Origin of the sequence: Permianibacter aggregans (assembly GCF_009756665.1) — a bacterium.
In the GTDB taxonomy this organism is placed as follows: domain Bacteria; phylum Pseudomonadota; class Gammaproteobacteria; order Enterobacterales; family Permianibacteraceae; genus Permianibacter; species Permianibacter aggregans.
Genome location: NZ_CP037953.1, coordinates 482,271 through 502,420, shown reverse-complemented (window position 1 = coordinate 502,420; position 20,150 = coordinate 482,271). Strand labels below are relative to the sequence as shown.

Annotated in this window: 22 protein-coding genes and 1 tRNA gene; 15 read left to right on the top strand and 8 right to left on the bottom strand. The window is 54.3% G+C overall.

Annotation, left to right across the window (positions count from 1 at the left end; all coding sequences use genetic code 11):
• Window positions 1-12: 12 nt before the first annotated feature.
• Window positions 13-99, bottom strand: a tRNA-Leu gene (locus E2H98_RS02360).
• 103 nt (window positions 100-202) lie between these two features.
• Between E2H98_RS02360 and queA the strand changes: the two genes are divergently transcribed.
• From queA to E2H98_RS02305, 11 genes are all read left to right on the top strand, one after another.
• Window positions 203-1,231 carry a tRNA preQ1(34) S-adenosylmethionine ribosyltransferase-isomerase QueA gene (gene queA / locus E2H98_RS02355; RefSeq protein WP_133588086.1) on the top strand — a complete coding sequence of 343 codons (1,029 nt, stop codon included), beginning with the start codon at window positions 203-205 and terminating at the stop codon, window positions 1,229-1,231.
• Window positions 1,228-2,343, top strand: a complete 1,116-nt coding sequence (gene tgt, locus E2H98_RS02350) for a tRNA guanosine(34) transglycosylase Tgt (protein ID WP_133587429.1) — start codon at window positions 1,228-1,230, stop codon at window positions 2,341-2,343. Before queA ends, tgt begins: the two co-directional genes overlap by 4 nt.
• 37 nt (window positions 2,344-2,380) lie before the next feature.
• The gene (gene yajC, locus E2H98_RS02345; RefSeq protein ID WP_133588084.1) at window positions 2,381-2,716 is read left to right on the top strand and encodes a preprotein translocase subunit YajC; all 336 of its coding nucleotides are present in this window, start codon (window positions 2,381-2,383) and stop codon (window positions 2,714-2,716) included.
• Window positions 2,717-2,770: 54 nt separating this feature from the next.
• On the top strand, window positions 2,771-4,657 hold the full coding sequence (gene secD / locus E2H98_RS02340) for a protein translocase subunit SecD (protein WP_133587427.1): 1,887 nt from the start codon (window positions 2,771-2,773) through the stop codon (window positions 4,655-4,657).
• A gap of 11 nt (window positions 4,658-4,668) precedes the next feature.
• On the top strand, window positions 4,669-5,607 hold the full coding sequence (gene secF, locus E2H98_RS02335; RefSeq protein WP_133587425.1) for a protein translocase subunit SecF: 939 nt from the start codon (window positions 4,669-4,671) through the stop codon (window positions 5,605-5,607).
• A 136-nt stretch (window positions 5,608-5,743) separates the two neighbouring features.
• Window positions 5,744-6,235, top strand: a complete 492-nt coding sequence (locus E2H98_RS02330; protein ID WP_133587423.1) for a GNAT family N-acetyltransferase — start codon at window positions 5,744-5,746, stop codon at window positions 6,233-6,235.
• Between the two features lies 1 nt (window position 6,236).
• A complete protein-coding gene (locus E2H98_RS02325) occupies window positions 6,237-7,247 on the top strand; it encodes an adenosine kinase (protein WP_133587421.1) in 1,011 nt (336 codons plus the stop codon).
• Complete coding sequence (locus tag E2H98_RS02320; protein WP_133587419.1) at window positions 7,247-7,696, top strand: SixA phosphatase family protein; 450 nt, start codon at window positions 7,247-7,249, stop codon at window positions 7,694-7,696. The genes E2H98_RS02325 and E2H98_RS02320 overlap by 1 nt, the downstream gene beginning before the upstream one ends.
• Before the next feature lie 15 nt (window positions 7,697-7,711).
• Complete coding sequence (locus E2H98_RS02315; protein ID WP_133587417.1) at window positions 7,712-8,455, top strand: lysophospholipid acyltransferase family protein; 744 nt, start codon at window positions 7,712-7,714, stop codon at window positions 8,453-8,455.
• Window positions 8,452-9,378: a 50S ribosomal protein L3 N(5)-glutamine methyltransferase gene (gene prmB, locus E2H98_RS02310; protein WP_133587415.1), complete on the top strand. Its 927-nt coding sequence runs from the start codon at window positions 8,452-8,454 to the stop codon at window positions 9,376-9,378. Before E2H98_RS02315 ends, prmB begins: the two co-directional genes overlap by 4 nt.
• Before the next feature lie 54 nt (window positions 9,379-9,432).
• Window positions 9,433-10,617, top strand: a complete 1,185-nt coding sequence (locus E2H98_RS02305) for an MFS transporter (RefSeq protein ID WP_133587413.1) — start codon at window positions 9,433-9,435, stop codon at window positions 10,615-10,617.
• 39 nt (window positions 10,618-10,656) lie between these two features.
• Here the strand turns inward: E2H98_RS02305 and E2H98_RS02300 are convergent, their stop codons facing one another.
• The 5 genes from E2H98_RS02300 to E2H98_RS02280 all read right to left on the bottom strand — a co-directional run bounded on the left by E2H98_RS02300 (window position 10,657) and on the right by E2H98_RS02280 (window position 15,041).
• The gene (locus E2H98_RS02300) at window positions 10,657-11,904 is read right to left on the bottom strand and encodes a glutamate-5-semialdehyde dehydrogenase (protein ID WP_133587411.1); all 1,248 of its coding nucleotides are present in this window, start codon (window positions 11,902-11,904) and stop codon (window positions 10,657-10,659) included.
• A 25-nt stretch (window positions 11,905-11,929) separates the two neighbouring features.
• Window positions 11,930-13,045, bottom strand: a complete 1,116-nt coding sequence (gene proB / locus E2H98_RS02295; RefSeq protein WP_133587408.1) for a glutamate 5-kinase — start codon at window positions 13,043-13,045, stop codon at window positions 11,930-11,932.
• A gap of 96 nt (window positions 13,046-13,141) precedes the next feature.
• Window positions 13,142-13,381: a hypothetical protein gene (locus tag E2H98_RS02290; protein WP_133587406.1), complete on the bottom strand. Its 240-nt coding sequence runs from the start codon at window positions 13,379-13,381 to the stop codon at window positions 13,142-13,144.
• Between the two features lie 29 nt (window positions 13,382-13,410).
• A complete protein-coding gene (locus E2H98_RS02285) occupies window positions 13,411-13,806 on the bottom strand; it encodes a hypothetical protein (RefSeq protein ID WP_133587404.1) in 396 nt (131 codons plus the stop codon).
• Between the two features lie 8 nt (window positions 13,807-13,814).
• Window positions 13,815-15,041 (bottom strand): HD-GYP domain-containing protein, encoded by a 1,227-nt coding sequence (locus E2H98_RS02280; protein WP_133587402.1) that lies wholly within the window; start codon window positions 15,039-15,041, stop codon window positions 13,815-13,817.
• Window positions 15,042-15,147: 106 nt separating this feature from the next.
• On the opposite strand from E2H98_RS02280, the gene E2H98_RS02275 reads away from it, so the two are divergent.
• The 3 genes from E2H98_RS02275 to E2H98_RS02265 all read left to right on the top strand — a co-directional run bounded on the left by E2H98_RS02275 (window position 15,148) and on the right by E2H98_RS02265 (window position 17,354).
• Complete coding sequence (locus E2H98_RS02275; RefSeq protein ID WP_232475450.1) at window positions 15,148-15,678, top strand: elongation factor P hydroxylase; 531 nt, start codon at window positions 15,148-15,150, stop codon at window positions 15,676-15,678.
• Window positions 15,672-16,784 carry an ATP-NAD kinase family protein gene (locus tag E2H98_RS02270; RefSeq protein WP_133587398.1) on the top strand — a complete coding sequence of 371 codons (1,113 nt, stop codon included), beginning with the start codon at window positions 15,672-15,674 and terminating at the stop codon, window positions 16,782-16,784. Before E2H98_RS02275 ends, E2H98_RS02270 begins: the two co-directional genes overlap by 7 nt.
• A 240-nt stretch (window positions 16,785-17,024) precedes the next feature.
• Entirely contained in the window at window positions 17,025-17,354 is a 330-nt protein-coding gene (locus E2H98_RS02265; protein ID WP_133587396.1) for a hypothetical protein, read from the top strand.
• 10 nt (window positions 17,355-17,364) lie between these two features.
• Here E2H98_RS02265 and mnmD read toward each other — a convergent pair whose 3' ends face one another.
• Window positions 17,365-19,200, bottom strand: a complete 1,836-nt coding sequence (gene mnmD, locus E2H98_RS02260) for a tRNA (5-methylaminomethyl-2-thiouridine)(34)-methyltransferase MnmD (protein ID WP_133587394.1) — start codon at window positions 19,198-19,200, stop codon at window positions 17,365-17,367.
• 32 nt (window positions 19,201-19,232) lie between these two features.
• The gene (gene folE, locus E2H98_RS02255) at window positions 19,233-19,796 is read right to left on the bottom strand and encodes a GTP cyclohydrolase I FolE (protein ID WP_133587392.1); all 564 of its coding nucleotides are present in this window, start codon (window positions 19,794-19,796) and stop codon (window positions 19,233-19,235) included.
• A 93-nt stretch (window positions 19,797-19,889) separates the two neighbouring features.
• Between folE and E2H98_RS02250 the strand changes: the two genes are divergently transcribed.
• The gene (locus tag E2H98_RS02250; RefSeq protein WP_133587390.1) at window positions 19,890-20,147 is read left to right on the top strand and encodes a YkgJ family cysteine cluster protein; all 258 of its coding nucleotides are present in this window, start codon (window positions 19,890-19,892) and stop codon (window positions 20,145-20,147) included.
• Window positions 20,148-20,150 lie beyond the last annotated feature (3 nt).

Genomic DNA, 20,150 nt, shown 5'->3' with positions numbered 1-20,150 from the left:
TGTTCGCGAAGTTGGTGCCGGAGGTGGGACTTGAACCCACACATGGTCACCCATACCGGATTTTGAGTCCGGCGCGTCTACCAATTCCACCACTCCGGCGCGAGGCGCGCAGTATATTCAGCGCGATCGGATTGGTCAACGCATTATGGAAATGTCGCGGCCAAATCGTTACCCTAGCGACCCGCGTTTTGTCCCTGCCGATATGAAGCTTTCTGATTTTGATTACACGCTGCCGGAGCAATTGATTGCCCGCTATCCGTTGCCGGAGCGCAGTGCCAGCCGCCTGCTATGCCTGGACGGCGCAACCGGTGCGTTGGCGCATCGTCAGTTCACCGATATTGTCGATTTATTGAGCGAGCGCGATCTGCTGGTGTTCAACAACACCCGGGTGCTGGCAGCGCGATTGTTTGCGCAAAAAAGCACCGGTGGCAAAGTCGAAGTCCTGATCGAGCGGGTCGTGGACCCGCAACATGCGATTGCCCAGGTGCGGGCCAGCAAATCACCAAAAGCCGGTACGGTATTGCAACTCGAAGCCGGTGGCGAAGTGACCGTAACGGGTCGGCTCGGTGAGTTCTATCAATTGCAAACCGACAACGACTGGTTTGCATTGATGGCCGAACAGGGGCACATGCCATTGCCGCCTTACTTCGAGCGTGATGACGAAAAAGCCGACGAAGAGCGCTACCAAACTGTTTATGCCAAGCAACCGGGGGCCGTGGCGGCGCCAACGGCAGGCCTGCATTTTGATCAACCGTTGCTGCAGTGCTTGCGCGACAAAGGCGTGCGCATGGCCGAGGTCACGCTGCATGTCGGTGCCGGTACGTTCCAGCCGGTGCGGGTCGAGGATATCCGCGAGCACCAGATGCACAGCGAGTGGTATCAGCTTAACGACGAGGTCGTGCAGGCCGTGGCTGAAACCAAGGCCAGTGGCGGTCGGGTTATTGCCGTGGGAACCACTTCGGTACGCACTTTGGAATCGGCTTCACGCTCGGGCCATCTTGAAAGTGGCGCCTCCGATACCAACATATTTATCTACCCTGGCTACCGGTTCCGAATTGTCGACGCGATGATCACCAACTTCCACCTGCCGCAGTCGACACTGCTGATGCTGGTATCGGCCTTTTCTGGCCGCGACCACATCTTGAATGCCTATCACGAAGCCATTGCTCGCGAGTACCGCTTCTTTTCCTATGGCGATGCCATGTTCCTGACGCCCGGAGCCAACGCGTGAAGTTTCAGTTAAAGGCCACCGACGGCCAGGCTCGTCGTGGTGAGTTGCAGTTCGAGCGCGGTACTGTGCAAACCCCGGCGTTTATGCCGGTTGGCACCTATGGCGCGGTCAAATCGATGAGTCCGGATGATCTGAAAGCCATTGGCGCTGAAATCATTCTCGGCAATACCTTTCATTTGATGCTGCGGCCGGGCCCGGAGCTGCTGGAAAAGCTTGGCGGCTTGCATGGTTTTGGCGGCTGGCAGGGTCCGATCCTGACCGACTCCGGCGGTTTTCAGGTGTTCTCACTTGGTGAGCTGCGCAAGATCAGCGAGCAGGGCGTCGAGTTCCGCTCACCTATCGATGGCTCGAAAGTCTGGCTGGATCCGGAGCGCTCAATGGCCGTTCAGCGCTCGATCGGCGCCGATATCGTTATGATCTTCGACGAATGTACGCCATATCCAGCCACTTACGAGCAAGCCAAGTTCTCCATGGAGCTGTCGCTGCGCTGGGCCGAGCGCAGCAAGAAGGCCCATGGCGACAACCCGGCAGCGCTGTTCGGTATTGTTCAAGGCGGCATGTATCTAGATTTGCGCAAGGTATCGTTGGAAGGTCTCACCAATATCGGCTTTGACGGTTATGCTATCGGTGGCCTGTCAGTCGGTGAGCCAAAGCATGAAATGGTCAAGGTGCTTAACGCCGTGACCCCACAATTGCCTACCGATCGGCCTCGCTATCTGATGGGCGTCGGCAAGCCGGAGGATATCGTCGAGGCGGTGCGCCGCGGCGTCGATATGTTCGATTGCGTGATGCCGACCCGCAATGCCCGTAATGCCCATTTATTCACGACCGAGGGCGTCGTTCGCTTGCGCAATGCCAAGTATCGCGACGACCAGCGGCCAGTCGAAGAGGGCTGCGATTGCTACTCCTGCCAGAACTTTTCGCGTGCCTATCTGCATCATTTGGACAAATGCAAGGAAACCTTGGGCGCACGGCTGAATACGATTCACAATTTGCACTATTACCAGCGCGTTATGGCTGGTTTGCGTGGCGCCATCGAAACCGGTAACCTTGCCGCCTTCGTGGATGAGTTCTATCAGCGGCGCGGTGAAAAAACGCCGCCGCTTCAATAACTTAAGTTCAATAGCTCAAGAGGAACATCTCGTGTCAATGATTACTCTGGTTTCTGCCGTCGGTGCTACCCCGGCCGCTGGTCAGCCTTCCGCCTGGCAACCGATCATCATGCTGGTGATTTTCGGTCTGATTTTCTATTTCATGCTGATTCGTCCGCAGCAAAAACGCGCCAAAGAACACAAATCGCTGGTCGAAGCGCTGCAGAAAGGCGATGAAGTGGTCACGATGGGTGGCGTCTTGGGCCGCGTCGTCAAAGTCAAAGACCACTATGTCGTGATCGAGCTGACCGACAACGTCGAAATCACCGTGCAGAAGCATGCGGTTTCGGCAACGCTGCCAAAGGGCACGCTGGACGACATCAACCGTAAATAATCAAAACAATCAGGGTGCTTCGAGCACCCTGAATGCATTTGGAAGGAAAGCCCCATGCTCTTCGGGAATACTGCGCCGCGACCACTGAATACCTATCCGAAATGGGTATACGTCATTGTCGCGCTGGCGATGTTCTACGCGATTTTCTATTCGTTGCCGAATTTCTACGGTGAAGATCCGGCCCTGCAATTGTCGGGTCCGAAAAACACGGTAGTTTCGGAAGCTCAGATTGAACGCATTAAAGTGGCGTTGGCAGAAGCCAATCTGGTTGTGAAAGCGGTGGAACAACAGGACAAGCTTTGGCTGATTCGTTTCACGTCGACTGATGATCAGTTGAAGGCGCAACAGTTGACCCAAAGGTTGCTTGGCGGTGAATACAACGTTGCGATGAACCTGGCGCCATCGACGCCAGAGTGGCTTGCGGCGCTCGGTGCTTCACCGATGAAACTCGGTCTTGATTTGCGTGGCGGTATCCATTTCCTGATGGAAATCGACATGGATACGGCCCTGACAAAAAAAGAGCAGCAGTATGCCGAAGAATTTCGGTCGGTGATGCGTGACAATAAGTTGGATTACACCAGTTCACAGCGTAATCAGACTGGGGGCATAGAGGTACGCTTTCGCTCCGCAGAAGATCGTGATGCAGCATTAACGAAACTTCGTCGACAGTACCAAGACTTACAGTTTATTGAAACTCAGGAAGGCGGACTCTTCCTTCTGAAGGCAACAATGACAGAGGCCGCACTTAGCGAAGCTCGGACTGAGGCTGTTCAACAAAATACCGCCATTCTGCGTAATCGTGTTAATGAACTCGGTGTGGCAGAGCCGCTGATTCAACGTCAGGGGGCTGAACGTATCGTTGTGCAATTACCGGGTATCCAGGATTCCGCTCGCGCCAAGCAACTGTTAAGTGCAACCGCGACATTGGAATTTCGCATGGTCAATCAGGAGCGCAGTGTTACGGATGCGTTATCTGGTCGAGTGCCGCCTGATTCGGAAATTTTTCAGGATATTAACGGAAATCCGGTACTACTAAAAAAACAAGTGTTGTTGACCGGTGATCATATTACCGGTGCATTTCCTGGTGTAGATGAAAACGGCATGCCGAAGGCTACTATCAAGCTTGATAGCAAGGGCGGCACAAAAATGACACAGGTATCGCGCCAAAACATCGGTAAGCCGATGGCTTCGGTGCTTATCGAATATAAAACGGATTATGTTGAGGTTGATGGCAAGCTGATTCCAAAACCTCCACGCAAAGTCGAGACGGTGATTAATCAGGCAACTATACAGTCACAACTCGGAAGTATTTTTGATATTACTGGCTTGGATTCCCCTGAAGAGGCGCGAAACCTCTCAATCTTATTGAAGTCAGGAGCCTTGATTGCGCCAATTCAAATCGTTGAAGAGCGCACGATTGGACCAAGCCTCGGTAAAGAAAATATCGAAGCCGGTTTGAACGCTGCCGTTGTCGGTGTTGGAGCAGTGTTGGCCTTTATGTTGGTCTACTACCGCACCTTTGGTCTGGTCGCCAATATTGCTGTGTTGGTTAACATCGGTTTGATTGTGTCGCTGATGTCGTCAATCGGTGCGGTATTAACGCTGCCCGGTATCGCGGCATTGGTATTGACAGTCGGTATGGCGGTGGACGCCAACGTGCTGATTTACGAGCGAATCAAAGACGAACTTCGTAAAGGCACTTCGCCCGCGTTGGCGATTGACCGTGGTTTTGATCGCGCTTTCGGCACCATTGCCGATGCCAACGTCACAACGTTTATTGCCGCATTGGCGCTGTTTGGTATCGGCTCCGGTCCGGTCAAAGGTTTTGCCGTGACGCTGACGATTGGTATTCCAACGACGGTATTCACCGCGCTGGTCGTTAGCCGCGCGCTGACCAACCTGATCTACGGCGGTCGCAACTTGAAGAACATCTGGATTTGAGGGGATAGAAGATGACGACTGATACGCAATTTCATATCCCGTGGGACAAGGCGGTCAAACCAGCGGTTGTTGTTTCAATCTTGCTGACGCTGCTGACCATTTATACCTTGGTGGTCAATCGCCTGCATTTGGGCCTTGATTTCACCGGTGGTACGTTGATCGAAGTGACCTATGTTCAAGAGGCTGACGTCAACGATGTGCGTCAACGTGTTGAACAAGCCGGTTTCCAAGGCGCTGTCGTGCAGTTGTTCGGTACCGCGATGGATGTCGCGATTCGTGTGCCACTGCAGGAAGGCGTAAAAACCGAAGAAATCGCCGATCGGGTCATGGCGAAACTGACTGAAGGTGGCACCGAAGTAACGCTGAAGCGCCGCGAATTTGTCAGCCCCAGCGTCGGTGCAGACTTGATCGAAGGCGGCTTTATGGCGATGGCGATTGCCTTCGTTGGCATTCTGCTCTACATCAGTGTGCGCTACGAATGGAAGTTCGCGCTTGGGGCCATTATCGCGTTGATTCACGACGTGATGATCACCCTCGGCATATTCTCGTTCTTCCGCATCGAATTCGATTTGACCGTGTTGGCGGCATTGCTGACCGTGGTCGGTTACTCGCTGAACGATACCGTCGTCGTGTTTGACCGGATGAAAGAAAACTTCGTCGAACTGCGCAACGCTACGCCATGGGAAGCAGCGACCAACGCTATCAACTCAATGCTGGTACGTACACTGGTCATGTCGTTGACGACCATTTTCGTATTGCTGGCGTTGTTCTACCTCGGCGGCGCGATGATTCACAGCTTTGCTATCGCGATGCTCTGCGGTGTTATCTTCGGTACCTACAGCTCGGTCTATGTCGCGACCGCAGCGGCGATTGCACTGGGTGTCACCCGTGAAGATTTGCTGCCAACCGTTGTCGATAAAGAAGGCGCCGATTTGCCGGAAATGCCGTAAGCCAAAATCGCCAACAGAAGGGGAGCCTCGGCTCCCCTTTTTTCTACCGCGAAATCACCGGTTTTAGGCGATGCACTACTGCAAGTTGCCGGCGATGGCCGTAAAATGACGCTTTATTGCTCAGGACGTTGGCGCGATGTCTGGACGTTTCCCCGATTTGCAGATCCGACCATGGCAACAGGCCGATGGGCCAGCCTGCCAACAGTTGATTGTCTCGGTATTGAAAGAATACGGTTTGACCCCGGATCTAGACGGCGTTGATGCCGATATGCTCAATGTCGATCAACATTACCGTCAGGCCGGTGGCGAATTCTTCGTGGTTTATCGCGGTGAAGAGTTGCTCGGTACCGCCGGATTTGTCGGCTTGGATGCGCAGCGCTGTGAATTGCGCAAAATGTATCTGGCACCCTCCGCGCGTGGTCTCGGTCTTGGCCGGCATTTACTGCAGCTGATCATGATGCAAGCCAAAACCGCGGGTTATCTGCAAATGCAATTGGAAACGGCCAGCGTATTGAAAGAGGCCATCAGGCTTTATGAGCAGAACGGCTTTACGCCGAGTTGCCAAGCCTTGCACACCGATCGCTGCGATCGGGTTTATCAAAGAACACTGAATGAATGGAATGCATGATATGAAAGCAATTGATGTGTACGCCGTCGGCAACGCGCTGGTCGATTATGAATTTGAAGTGTCGGTTGCCGAACTGGAGCGATTGGGTATCAGCAAAGGCGTGATGACCTTGATTGAAGAATCGCGTCACGATGAACTGGTAGGCGAATTGCAAGGCGAAAAACATAAACGCGCTTGTGGCGGTTCAGCAGCCAACAGTCTGATCGCGGTCAGTCAGCTAGGTGGCAAGGCCTTTTTATCCTGCAAAGTGGCGCAGGATGAAGCTGGGGATTTTTATACCGCTGATTTACGGCAAAACAATATTCAAACCAATCTTGCCAACGATGGTAGAGATGAAGGAAAAACCGGCAAATGTCTGGTCATGATCACACCGGATGCCGATCGTACGATGAATACTTTTCTCGGCATTACTGCTGATGTTGGTCCGACGGAATTGGAAGAAAAGGCATTGGCTGATAGCCAGTATCTGTATATCGAAGGTTATCTCGCCAGCTCACCTAGCGCGCGCGAAGCGGTGCGTCTGGCAAAAAAGCAGGTCAGCAAAGCCGGTGGCAAAATTGCCGTGTCGCTGTCCGATCCAAACATGATCAAGTTTTTCCGCGATGGCATTGCTGAATTTGTCGATGGTGGTATCGACATGTTGTTTTGCAACGAAGCCGAAGCCATTGCTTTCACCGGCGCCAAAGATGCCTTTCAGGCTGTAGACGCCTTGAAGGACCTGAGCGTCGGTTTTGCCATTACCCGTGGTGCACATGGCGCGTTGGCATGGGATGGCAACAAGCTCTATGAAGTGCCAACCGATCCAGTAAACGTTGTCGATACCCTTGGTGCTGGTGATATGTTTGCTGGTGCATTTTTGTATGGCTTGTGTCGTGGCTGGAATTTCCGACAGGCTGCAGAGCTTGGCAACTACGCCGCAGGTATGGTCGTCAGTGCTTTTGGTCCGCGCCTGTTGCCACAATATTTGACGGCGCTGCGCGATCGGGCCAAAGCCCTCGGCAAGGGGCGCTGATGCGCACAGTGATTCTGATGCGACATGGTCAGGCCGAGCCGTATCAAACGGACGATGCTGCACGGCGCTTGACCAGCAAAGGCATTGCCGAAGTGCAATCCGTTGCTGAGCAATTGTTGGCGCTCGATCTGCAGCCAGGCAAAATATTGGCAAGCACTTATCAGCGTGCACTGCAAACCGCTGAATTGATCGGCGGGGTCACCGGCAAAAGCAGCGAGATCGAACAAGAAGCCTTGTTTGCCCCCGAAGCCGACCCAAGGCTTGCGGTCGATTATTTGGAAGCCATCGAAGCAAAAACGACGTTGGTTGCCTGCCATATGCCGATTGTTTCGTATATGTTGCTGCTACTCAGTCAGGGACAGGTGCAGTGGAGCTTTCCGACAGCCGGCGCCGCTGTGTTAGTGGCTCGTGATCAGGGTTGGCACGTATTGAAAACCCTACAACCATAAAATCGGCACTGAATAATGAAAAAAGCCAATGTATTGCAATGGGTCTGGATCAATGTCGCGTCAGTAGCGGTGACATTCAAATACTGCATGGTGGCGTTTTACGTGACCAGCGTGCATCGTGATGATGCTCGAGCACGCATCGATGACACCTGCCGTCGCTGGTCGGCTGCATTGCTGCGCTTGATTGATCTGCGTTGGTCGCTGCTTGGTGAAATTCCGCAGTACACCGATCAGCGTCGCTATATTGTCATGTGCAATCATGCCAGCCACTACGATATTCCATTGTCGTTTATGGCCGTACCAGGCAGCATGCGCATGCTGGCCAAGAAAGAATTATCACATATTCCAATTTTTGGTCAGGCGATGCGCGCAGCCGAATTTATTTTTATCGATCGCCATAACCGCGAACGGGCAAAAAAAGATCTGCACAACGCCAAGGCAAAAATGGAAAGCGGCATTGTGCTATGGGTGTCGCCGGAAGGTACCCGTTCCAAAGATGGTCGCTTATTGCCGTTCAAAAAAGGCTGTTTTCATCTGGCCATCGATACCCAGGCGGTCATTATTCCGATGGTGATTCGCGACATCATCAAGGTGCTGCCGAAAGGTGAAACCCGTCCAAATCTTGGTGTGCATGTCGACGTGGTATTCGGCAAACCGATTGATACCATCGGGTACAGCCTGGATCAACGCCAGCAACTGAGCGATAAAGTCGAAACGGCAATGCGTCAATTGATGCAACCCGAGCGGAGCGCCGCATGAGCCTGAAACCTGAAACCCTGCAACACGCCATCGCTGATTTGCAGACCGCGCAGGACTGGTGGCGTTGGGCCGCCAGTGAAATGAATCGGCACCAGGTGTTTTTCGGTCATGGCACCGTCAACGCTTGGGACGAGGCGGGTGCATTGGTTATGCAAACGCTCGATTTGCCACATGATTACATCAAGGTGATTGGCGAATGCCGGTTGACGCGCGAAGAGCGCGAGTTATTGGCTGAGCGCCTGCGTCAACGCATCAATGAACGCCGGCCGCTGCCGTATATCACCGGCAAAGCCTATTTCTGCGATTTGGAGTTCTATGTCGATGAGCGGGTGTTGATTCCGCGTTCGCCGATTGCCGAACTGATTCAGAATCGTTTTCAGCCATGGATGGGGCAACAGCCCGTCAATCGTATTCTGGATTTGTGTTGTGGTAGCGCTTGCATTGGCATTGCCTGTGCCGAAGCCTTTCCAGAGGCGGAGATCGTTGCAGCCGATATTTCCGCGGAGGCGCTGGATGTCGCGGCGTTGAACGTTGAGCGTTACCACTTGCTGGAACAGCTAAGTCTGGTGCAGTCCGATGGTCTGCATGCACTGGCGGGCGAACGCTTTGATTTGATTGTTTGCAATCCACCGTACGTCGATGCCGAAGACATGGCCAGTCTGCCGGCCGAGTATCAACACGAGCCGGAATTGGCCCTGGCCTCCGGTGACGATGGTCTGGATTTTGTGCGTACCTTGTTGCGTGAGGCTGCTAATCATCTGACTGACAACGGCGTGCTGATTTGCGAAGTCGGCAACAGTGTTCGCCACGTTATTGCGCAGTTCCCGCAGGTGCCTTTCACCTGGCTGGAGTTCGAGCACAGTGAAGATGGTGTGTTCCTGCTGACCGCGACTGAACTGAAAAAATATTTCCCTGCCCGTTAATCCGATGCGTCATTGACTACACTGGTCAATGATTCTGGTGCATAACAAACGAATATGGATTCCCGTCAATTCCGGCGCCTGTCGGAGTTCTATTTTTTCTATTTCGCCGTGCTCGGTGCTTTCGTGCCGTATCGCAGCCGTTATTTCGACGGTCAGGGATTTGACTCGTTCACGATTGGCCTGACTGCCTCGGTCATCAGCTTGACGACGATTGCCGCGCCGTACGGCTGGGCGGCGATTGCTGATCGCTTTCATGCCGGTCATCGGGTATTGCTGTCGGGTGTCATCATGTCGCTGATTGCGGTTGTCATTGGCTTGGAGTCACGCACGGCGATTTTGATGATTCTGGCGATGGCGATGTATTCGCTGTGCTGGAATGCGATTTTGCCGCAAGCCGAAACCCTGACGTTAAGCTTGACCGAAAAAGGTGGCGGCAATTACAGCCGCATCCGACTCTGGGGCTCGATTGGCTACATGCTGGCCGTTGTGGGTGTCGGCTATGGCGTCGAGTGGTGGGGCGTCAAGATCGTTGAGCCAGTGGTGATTGCCTTCATGCTGGTGTTGCTGATCAGCGCCTGGGTGCTGCCTCGCAGCGAGCAGCAGGAACGCAATATGCTGCGTCATGACCGGCTACGCGAACATTTCTGGCAGCGACCGGTAATCATTTTCCTTTTCGCCACGATTCTGGTGACGATTTCCCACGCGCCATATTACACATTCTTTGACTTGTATATGCGCAAGCTTGGCTATACGCCGAGTCAGAGTGGCTGGTTGATCACGCTGGGCGTTATTGCCGAGATCGGTTTGTTCATGATTGCCCAGTCGATTATTCAACGCTGGCGTTTTGGTCTGATTCTGCACGTGGCGCTGATTATCTGCGCGCTGCGCTGGATCATGCTGGCGACCCTTGGTGATTGGTTGCCGGTGTTGTTGCTGGTGCAAGTGCTGCACGCGGTGACCTTCGCGTTGATGCACACACTGGCGATGCATTTTGTGCACAACAAATTTCCGCCTAAGCAGCGGGGCAGGGCACAAGCCATTTACAGCGCGCTGACTTATGGCGTCGGTGGTGCAGCGGGCAACTTCATTGCCGGCGCCATCTGGGATAGCGGTCGCGGTGGCGCCGCCACCTTCATGATGTCCGGCGTGGTCTGCGCGCTGGCATTTGTTATCGTCTATTTTCTTTGGCGGCGCGGTGATTCGGCAGCGCCGAAACCGCCGCCCGTTGATCCGGAATAAATTGCAGCCGGTATAAATCGCAGCCGGTGTAAACAACGCTCAAAGCGGATGGCGCACCTCACCACGACCGAGCACAACAAATTTCTCTGCGGTCAGTGACTCCAGACCCATAGGCCCATAAGCATGCAGCTTCGTTGTCGCAATACCAATCTCCGCGCCAAGGCCGAGCTCACCTCCATCGTTGAAACGAGAAGACGCATTGACCATGACGGCGCTGGCGTCAACGGCGCGCAAGAAGTGTTCAGCGGTTTCCGGATTCTCGGTACAGATCACCTCGGTATGCTGCGAACCATGCCGGCCAATATGGACCAGCGCCTCCTGAAAGCTGTTGACGATTTTCATCGATAATTTCTTGTCCAGGTACTCGATGTCGTAACCCTGTTCATCAATGACATTGGCTTTCAACAGTTTCTTGGCCGTGTAAGCTTCAGCAAACAATTGCAGTGATTGACGCTCGGCGATGCGCTGCAAACGCGGAATAAAATCTTCAGCGATATCAGCATGCAGCAGTAAGGTTTCCAACGCATTGCAAACACCGGGGCGCGAGCATTTGCCGTCAATCAATAACTGCTCTGCCATCGCCAAATCAGCTTGGGCATCGACATACAGGTGGCAGACACCTTTGTAATGTCGAATGACCGGAATCCGGCTGTGCTCGGCGACAAACTCGATCAAGCCCTGGCCGCCTCGCGGAATGACCAGATCGATGAACGCTTCCTGCTGCAGCAACTCGCGCATTTGCTCGCGGCCGGTGTCGGTCAGAATGCTGATCGCCGCGCCGGGAATTTCCGCGACTTTTAACGCTTGTTGCCAAAACTCATGAATGGCGCGATTGCTGTGGTTGGCCTCCTTACCGCCACGCAGCAGCACAGCATTATCGGCTTTCAGTGTCAGTGCCGCGGCATCGACAGCAACGTTTGGTCTTGCCTCATAAATCATCAGGATGACGCCGAGCGGAATGCGCTGTTTGTACACCTGAATACCGGAGGGCGGTTGCGAGAATGGCCGGCGCGAAGCAATTGGATCAGGCAATGCAATGATTTCACGCAAGCCCTTGATCATACTGTCGATGCGGGCATCGTTCAGCAGCAGGCGGTCCTGCATCGCAGAGCTTAAGTCTTTGGCGGCTTGCATGTCTTTGGCGTTGGCCGCCAGCAATACTGGCCGCTGTTGATCAAGCGTTTCCGCCATGGCTTGCAACGCGTCGTTACGCTGCGCCAGTGAAGTGGTGCGCAGGAATTCTGCACTGGCTTTGCATTCTCTGAGTGATCGCTCGACATCGTTCATCTTGGATTCCTTTTTTCGGTAACGATCAGGTCAACACCAAATCATCACGATGGATGACCACGTCGCTGGCATTGACGCCGGCGATAGCGGCGATGGCGTCACGCCGCAAACCTTTGATCTGTTGCAGCATGCTGCTGTCGAATTGTGACAAGCCTTTGCCCAGCAGTTGGCTTTGCTCGCCGTTTTGCCAAATGACATCGACGGCATCGCCGGTTTCGAATTCACCTTCAATGGCGGTAATGCCGGAAGGCAGCAGTGATGCGCCGCGTTCGCGTAGCGCGGTAAAGGCACCGGCATCGATCAGGATCTTTCCCTGTGATTTCAAGTTGTGTTGCAGCCAGTGTTTGCGCGCCGTTTGCCGGTCGCCTTTGGGCACAAAGCTTGTGCCCAAACAACGGTCCTCAAGCAGCGCATGAAAAAACTCGGTTTTCTGACCTGAGCCAATCACCGTGGTGATGCCGCGTTTGATGGCCCGTTCGGCGGCCTGGATTTTCGTTTGCATGCCGCCGGTGCCGGCGACAGTGCCGGCGCCGCCCGCCATCGCATAAATGCTGGCATCAATGACATCAACACAGTCGATGCGTTTGGCATCGGGAAACTTGCCCGGATGTTTGTCATAAAGGCCATCAATATCGCTACCGATGATCAACAAATCGGCATCAATCAACGAGGCAACGTGTGCGGCCAGATTGTCGTTGTCGCCGACTTTCAGTTCGTCAGTGATGATCGAATCGTTTTCGTTGATGATCGGCAGGCAATCGGCATTCAATAATTCGCGTAGTGTGTTCTTGGCATTGACGTATCGCTGGCGATCTTGCAAGTCGGCAGCGGTCAGCAGCAATTGTGCGACCGGAAAATCAAACAGCGTGGCCCAACTCATGATCAAACGCGCCTGACCTGCGGCGGCCAGTGCCTGTTTGCCGCTCAGGTATTTGCGACCGTGTTCGGCCAGCGTCGGCAGCACGGTTCGTCCAGCGGCGACGGCGCCGGAGGAAACCAGAATGATCTCGCGTTGCTGTAAGCGCGCTTCGGCGATGAAGCGGGCAATACCAAGTCGGTAGCGGGTCGACAGCACACCTTCCGGGGCGACCAGCGAGCTGCCGACTTTTAGTACCGCGCGTCGCCAATGATGGAGCTGCATCAGTTCCAACCAAAAATTTCAGGGGAAGCTCATGCTAAACAATTTTTCGATAGGGATTCATAACGGTCCGGCATGACTGCAACCGCTGCACCACATTCAATAGCGCTTTTGTGGCCGCAAGTGAGCGAATTCGTGACTGTCAGCGATACGATTGAGAAATTTGACGATGTCGGTCGGTGCTGGCCGGAAACTCGGTGGCACATACCAGGATTCGGTATGGCCTTTGTAGGTGACCACGATTTCGCGCGCGCCAAATAGCCTTGCCCACCAACCAGGGCTATGGCGCAGGGTGACCAGCAGGCATTCCGGATCCAGCCGGTCCGGGCTGACTTTCATGATTTCCAGTCGCATCGTTGAGCGGGTGCTTAATGAATCAATTCGAAAAGGCGGTTGATGCAGCGCTTGACGGCCTCGGAGTCGCGCTCGCGCAACGCCTCCCGCAAAGCATAGATCATCATGGGTTGCTGGCTGTGGATGTCGGGAGCATGCAGCACCCGATATCCACGCAAGGTCAGCACGGCGGCATCAAGCCCTTCGATGCCGATAGTGTCGCGAAAGCGGATGATGCCTTCTTCGGCCAACCACATCATCGCGCCCATGCAGCGTTGGTGACGCTCGGAGGCGACGCCAAATTCGTCCGGGTTGTCGATACCGGCGATTTCATCGATGTATATCGCCGATGGCTTCGGAAAGAAGTTGTACAGGCGATGCAGAATCATCGCGACATCGCGGTTGAAATCTTCGATGTAGATATCGGACATGTAACTCGTCAGGGCAATTCAGCATTCAGGGCGCGATTATGCAATGCCACTGCATCAAGGCCATAGTCCCCATTGCGCAAAATGCGCACGATCTTGATTTTGTCGCTGTCGAGCGCGCTGAGTTCAATGATTTCTTCCCGACACGACTGACGACGGTAATCACGCACCCGGATCAGCTTTGGCCGCATCGGCTGTTGTCGATCGGTGCTGATGACGATGGCGATTTCACCGGTATTCAGCTCGACCAGGCTACCGACAGGGAAGACGCCGATCATCTCGACGAAGTAACGGGTTAGCCCTTCGTCGAACTGACTGCCGCGACCTTCGTGAATAGCTTTCAATGCTTCGTAAGCGGTGCGTGCCGGAGCGTAACTGTGCTCGGTCATCATGTCATCGTAGGCATCGACAACGCTGATGATTCGGGTAAACGGTGAGAGTTGGCTGCTATCCAGTCCGCGCGGATAACCCTTGCCATTGAACCATTCATGGTGGGTATGCGCGACATCGACCGCACCGAAATACAGATCCTTGACCGTCATCAACAAGTCACGCCCGTACTCGGTGTGTTTTTGCATTTCCTGTTTTTCCGCCTCGGTCAATGTGCCAGCTTTTCGGACTATGGCATCAGGGACTTTCACCATGCCGAAGTCATGTACCAGCGCGCAAAGCCCCAGTTTCTTTAACTCTTCTTTTGGCAGACCGAGGTAGCGTCCGAAGGCAATCGCCAGGATACAGGTGTTCATGGCGTGCTGCTCCAACGCAGCGGTTTTCTGCCGCATTTGCGCCAGCCAAAGCATGGCGTTTGGATTGCGCAAGATGCTTTCCACGGTGTCATCGACACCCTGTTCCAGTATTTTGACGTCAATGGCACGACCGAGCCGTATTTCATCCATGAAATTGCGCACCAGCGCTGATTGCTTTGGATAGAGTTCGCACGCCTGCTTGCGCTCCTGCTCTACGGGTACGCTGGGCTCCGGTGCTGCGCTTCGCTGAAACAGTTTGAATAGGCCGCCTTTACTTTCAGGGGCGGGCTTATTGGGCTGGGGTGTTTTTTGACTGCGGTCAGGGTCAATAAAGACATATTGACAATACTTGCGCACGGCATCGATATCAGCAGAAGAACTGATCGTGAACCCTTGAAACAGAAATGGCGTTTCCAACCAAGGTCGGTCTAGTTCTACTACGCACATGCCAATAGCGACTTGGCTGCTGGGTACTCGAATCTTTCTACTCACCTGGGATCATCGTTCGACAGTAATCCTCTGAGTATAGACAGGGTTTTCGCCTATACCGCGGCATTCGGCTACAATGCCGCCCCTTGCAAATGGGGGGGTTAATACTGTGGAGGCCAAAGCCGATGCCGAGGCGCTGATTGCTTTGTTCAATCAGACCTTTGCCGACAGCGAAAACACGATTCTGGTTGGCGGTGGCGCCGAGCCGGAATACTTGCCGGCCACGGATATCGAACCCGCCCGGATTATCTTTCGCGAGGATTACGCGGCCAGCGCTCTGCACGAAATTGCCCATTGGTGCGTTGCCGGTGCCGAACGGCGCAAGCTGCATGATTTCGGCTATTGGTATGAACCGGATGGCCGCAGTGCCGAGCAACAGCGGCTGTTCGAACAAGTCGAAGTGAAGCCTCAGGCGCTGGAGTGGATGTTTTCGCTGGCGGCCGGAATGAAGTTTCATTTGTCGGCTGACAACCTCGGCGGCGAAGGCGGCGTTTCCGATAGTTTCCGACAAGCCGTTTTTGTCCAGTGCCGACGCAATTTTCTCGACGGTGTCGCGGAGCGTTCGCAACGCTTTTTTCAAGCGCTGAAAAATCGATTTCAAGCCGGCAATGAGGTGTTGCCACCGGAGCAGCCATGCTGAACCTTGGCTTGGTCATCAACCCCTGGGCCGGTATCGGTGGCGCGGTGGCCTTGAAGGGCAGTGATGGAGCCGAAATCCGTGCCGAGGCGCTGCGCCGTGGGGCCGAACCTAAAGCCAATGCCCGTGTGCGTGCGACACTGGAGTTGCTGAAGCCCTACACCGAGCAACTACATTTCTTCACAGCTGGCGGCCAGATGGGTGAAGTGCTGCTGCATAGCTTGGGGTTTCGCCATACCGTCATTTATCAAACGGAAACGGATGAAACACAAGCGAGCGATACGCAAGCGGCTGTTTCCGCACTGATGCAGCATCGGCTAGGTTTGATTCTATTTGCTGGTGGCGATGGCACCGCCCGTGATGTCTACACCGTTTGTGGTGAAGAGCAACCAGTGCTCGGTATTCCAGCCGGCGTCAAAATCCATTCGGCCGTTTACGCTGTCAGCCCGAAAGCCGCCGGTGAAATCCTTGTCGAGTTGTGTACCGGCAAAGCGCTGGAACTGGCTTCAGCGGCGGTCAAAGACCTCGATGAAGATCAGTACCGCGCCGGCAACGTCAAGGCGCGGATGTTTGGTTACATGAAAGTGCCGGCCAGTCCGCTGATGCAGCAAAGCAAGGAAAGCGCGCGCGCCGCTGAACCGCAACAGGTGCAGGATATTGTCGAATACCTGCAGGAAAATCTGGAAGATGACACGCTGTATCTGATCGGCTCTGGCAGCACCTGCATGGCACTGAAAACCGAGCTCGGCATTGATGCCAGTCTGCTCGGTGTTGATGCTTGGCATAACGGTCAGCAGTTGTTGAAAGATGCAACGGCCGAGCAATTGTTGACGCTGGCCAGGCAGCATGCTTCAGTGAAGTTGATCATTACGGTCATCGGCGGTCAGGGCCATGTTTTTGGTCGTGGCAACCAGCAACTGAGCCCGGCCTTGCTGCGCCATATTGGTCGTGATCACCTCATCGTTATCGCCAGCCCTGGCAAACTGCAGAGCCTGCAAGGCCGGCCGTTATTGCTCGATACCGGCGACGCCGAGCTGGATCAGGAACTGGCTGGGCCGATTCGCGTCATTACCGGCTACGAGTCGGAAGCGCTGTACGCGCTTTCTTGAGCCCGAATTGTAAAAAACCATTGCTGCCATCAACGAATCATTTCAGATCAAAAGCGCTTGCCGCGTGCTAAGTGCCTGAATCGGCGGCAAATACACAAATTGTTTCGGCTTTAGCGTACATAACTCGTCGTATCTCCTTCATAAACTCGCAAACCTTGATTGCCACAATAGCGTCGTAGGAAGCAAGCAAGTCACAACGACTTTGCAATAACAGTCCTACTGTTACTCAAGGAGAAGGTTATGCGTACTGTCAATCACCCCAACCGTAATTGGTTACGTGCATTCGTATTCGTTGCGGCCACCGGGCTGGCAGCGCAATCGGTTACAGCCAATGATGCCGTACAAAACAACAACACCGCTGAATCGCAAGCGCTGACTGTTCAACGTCAAGTCGACAACGAACAAATCTCGGTGCTGCGCAACTCAGCGGTCAGAAATATCCTGTCGGAAACGGCTAGTCGACTGAATTTCCGTGCTCAGTTGCTGAATTTCCAGATGGATTTTCGCTCCTACGCGGAAAGCGATAACTCGGTGAGCAATCATCGCAGTGAGCAGTTGCCGGCGCTGTAATCCGGCTGGGTTATGGATTCAGAAAACGTAACGGCGATACGGCTTTGATCAGTGCCGGCGGCAACGCCGGCACACGGTTGGAAAGTTGCGCGGCAAGCAGTTCAGCGCTGCTGAATGCACTCATCAAACCATGTGCGCCATGCGCGAAATTCAAATAAACCCGTGTCTGCTTTGGATGGGCGCCGACAATCGGTAGCCGATCCGGCGTTACCAAGCGAAATCCGACTTGCCCTTGCAAGGGAGCCGAGCGCCATGGCGCGGCCAAGCTTGGCACGCGTTTATGCAGTTTGCGCCAATTGGCTCGATGAATTGCCGCATCCAATTCCAGCCCATCGGCATCATGCTCAAAACTGGCGCCGAGAATATGTCGGTTTTCGATCGCCGGACAAAGGTAACCACCGAAACGCAAACTCTGTTTCAGTTCGCGCGATTGTTCCGTTGCGGGGACCAGATTATATTGGCCGCGCACCCGGCTCATCGGCAGTTCTGGGAACCAGTTGGCGCTATCTGAGCCAGTGCAGAAAATCACTGCGGTAAAACGTTCAAGGTTTCCTTCATGCCATTCAGCCTGCACACCATGGTCGTCGCATTGGTAGTTATTCAATTGCGCCTGGCGCTGTTCAATCTTGTTGTCGGCTAGCAGGTACTGGCATAAACGTTGTGGTGCGACAGTGATTGCCAAGTGTTGCAGCACTCCGTGCAGTGTGCTTTCTGCTCCGGTCCACTGGCGCAACAGGTTTTCACTAACCACTTCGGTGTGATGGTTATGCAGCTCCAAATGCTGAAGCCGCTCCAGTGTTTCGGCCCAATCCTCATCGCTGATCAGATCGATAACGCCTTTGCTGAGCAGGGTATCAGGCGCCTGCTGGGCGACAAACGCTTGCAGTTGCAGAAAACCATTCAGATACCAACGACTGCGGCGATCAAAATCCTTGCTCAAGCGCGGGCCGGCCACAGCGCAATCGTGCTCAGCCAGCGTACCGCCAACAGCAGTATTGGCAGCGACGATTACGGGATAGCCGAGTTTGTTTAGCTGATAAGCCAGCGCGCAGCCAGCAATGCCATTGCCGAGGATCAGTAGCGGTTCGCGTTTGTCGAGGCTTGGTGATGGTCGCGGGCGCGGCGAATGCGGAAAGCGGCCGACAATCATTTCCCGTTTGTGGCCAAAGCCTTTGCGACGTTCGATATCAAACCCGGCCTGCCGCAGTTGCCGGCGCACCTCACCAACGGCAGTAAAACTGGCCAGCGTTGCTTGCGGTCGCGCCAGCTTGTTCAGGCGACTGAGCCATTCGCTTTGCCACATCTCCGGATTGCGGGCCGGAGCAAAACCATCGAGATAAAACGCATCGAACCGCCACTGGCTTTTCAGCAACTGCGGCAACACGGTGTTGACATCATCGAACACCAAAATCAATTCGATGCGGCCATTGGCAAACGTCAGCCTATGCCAGTTACGCAGTAGCGGTGGGTATTGTTCGCAGAGCGATTGCGATAACTCGTTCAGGGACGCAAAGCCATGTAGTGCGCGCTGCAAATCCGCGGCCGTCAGCGGAAAACCTTCAATGGAAAAATAGCGCAGGCATTTTTCTTTCGGCGCATGCGCGAGAAAAGCTTGGGCTGTCAGCAGAAAGTTCAAACCGGTGCCAAAGCCGGTTTCCAACAACTGGAAATCGGCGCCAGGAAAATCGGCGAAACGTTGCGGCAGACCATTGCCGTTCAGATAGATATAGTTCGATTCATCGAGGCCGCCAGCGCGGGAGAAATACACGTCCTGGAATTGACAAGAGTAGGGGATATTGCCATCGAGAAATTCGATGGCGGCCGGGGTGACAGTTGCGGTCGTCATTTCAGTGGCGTTTCGATGCCGCCAGCAGAGCGTTAACGGCGAATCAGTTTCAGGAATTCGTTACGCGTCGCTTGCGATTTGCGGAAGTAACCGAGCATTACCGAGGTGGTCATCACCGAGTTCTGTTTTTCAACACCGCGCATCATCATGCACAGGTGTTTGGCCTCGACGACGACAGCAACGCCCTTGGCATTGGTCACCTGCATGACTGCCTCGGCGATTTGCTTGGTCATCGTTTCCTGGATTTGCATACGACGCGCAAACATGTCGGTGATGCGGGCAATTTTCGACAGGCCCAGTACCTTGCCGGAAGGCAGATAAGCGACATGCACCTTGCCGATAAACGGCAACAGATGATGCTCGCACATTGAGTAAAGCTCAATGTCCTGAACGATCACCATTTCATCGGATTCCGATTCGAAAATGGCGTTGTTGACGATTTCATCCAGCGACTGACTGTAACCACGGGTCAGAAATTGCATGGCCTTGGCAGCGCGCATCGGCGTATCGCGCAGGCCTTCGCGCTGGACGTTTTCGCCCAATAGCCCAAGGATTTCGGTGTAATGGGCGGCGATTTTCGCGGTGGTATCGGTCATTCTCGGTGTCCTCGGCCAAGGGGGGCGTATGATAGCGCATTCGTCTTTCGAATGGCCGGGCTTATACGGCCTCTAATCGGGATTCGTCCATCCATGTCGTTTGCCTGCCGCAGCGGCTGCGCTGCCTGCTGTATTGCGCCAAGCATCAGCAGCCCGATTCCCGGCATGCCGAACGGCAAACCGGCAGGCGTTCCTTGCGTGCAACTCGATGAATCCCTGCATTGCCAATTGTTTGGCAAACCGGAACGACCGACGGTTTGTCGTGGCCTGCAACCGAGTCAGGAGATGTGTGGCGACACCCGTGAGCAAGCGATGGCACACCTGATTTGGTTAGAGTGTGCGACGGCGTGAGTT